This window comes from Erwinia sp. 009765445 (assembly GCF_058137865.1).
Genome location: NZ_JBYUWC010000054.1, coordinates 1 through 1,112, shown reverse-complemented (window position 1 = coordinate 1,112; position 1,112 = coordinate 1). Strand labels below are relative to the sequence as shown.

The following is a 1,112-nucleotide window of genomic DNA, read 5'->3' as shown; positions in this document are numbered from 1 at the left end:
TGATGTTATGGACGCCCCTCCCTGAAGTAGCCAGTGCCATACTCTATTGACTGCAATTAATTCAGGAGTGATATCACATGAACACAATCAGAGTTGTTGGTATCGACATTGCCAAATCTGTTTTTCAGGTATGCGTCTGGATGGTTGATGGTTCAATTGCATATAACAAGAAGATCTCCCGTTCAAAATTGCTGGATTGCGTTCGACACTTCGAGCCCGGAACGCTTATCGCGATGGAGGCATGCTCTACTTCGCACTTCTGGGGCAGAACCTTCAGAACGATGGGATACAACGTCAGACTGATACCTGCCCAGCACGTTAAAGCCTTTGTCAGAAGCCAGAAAAACGATGCTAATGATGCGCTGGCGATTTGTGAAACAGCACTCCGCCCTGGCATCCACTTTGTTCCGGTCAAAACTGCTGAGCAGCAGGATATCAAAGCGCTGCGAAATACCCGTCAGCTCATGGTTGAGCAAAGAACGGCGCTGGCTAACCAGCTTCGTTCTCTGCTCGCTGAATATGGTCTCATTATCCCTGTCGGGATACAGTGCCTCCAGCAGCACCTGCCTGAACTGATGGAAGACGCGTCGAATGAGTTAACGTTCACTGTCCGCCGTTTACTTTCTACATTGCGGGAAGACATGCAGGCGCTGAATGAACGCGTCACCGGACTGGATAAGGAAATTGCTGCATTGTCTTCACAACAAGCTGCCTATCGCCAGTTGTTAACTATTCCGGGAGTCGGCCCGCTCATCGCGGCAGCGTTTATCAGTGAAGTGGATGCAGGGCAATTTTCCAACGGCAGAGAGTTATCCGCCTGGTGTGGCCTGGTTCCCCGGCAGCACAGTTCGGGAGGCAAGCAACGATTATCCTCCGTGACAAAAAATGGCAATCGTAGTCTCAGAACATTAATCATCCATGGAGCACGGTCTGTAATGCGCTGTATGAAAAAGCGCGATGACAGTCTGGGCCTTTGGCTGCAAAGGCTTGAAGCTCGTCGAGGGTTCCTGAAAACCACGGTTGCACTGGCGAATAAACTGACGAGAATTATCTGGCGTGTGCTGACAGATGGGGTTGATTTTAATATGCAGAAGGCCGTTGCGATGAATTAG

General features: G+C 50.0%; 1 protein-coding gene. It reads left to right on the top strand.

Translation table 11 applies throughout. The features are described 5' to 3' along the window. Positions 1 to 77: 77 nt before the first annotated feature. Positions 78 to 1,112 (top strand): IS110 family RNA-guided transposase, encoded by a 1,035-nt coding sequence (locus AC3Y5R_RS24145; protein ID WP_013576221.1) that lies wholly within the window; start codon positions 78 to 80, stop codon positions 1,110 to 1,112.

Bases quoted from the DNA above. Each gene is read 5' to 3' on its own strand.
- AC3Y5R_RS24145 (WP_013576221.1), top strand. From the start codon at position 78: ATGAACACAATCAGAGTTGTTGGTATCGACATTGCCAAATCTGTTTTT.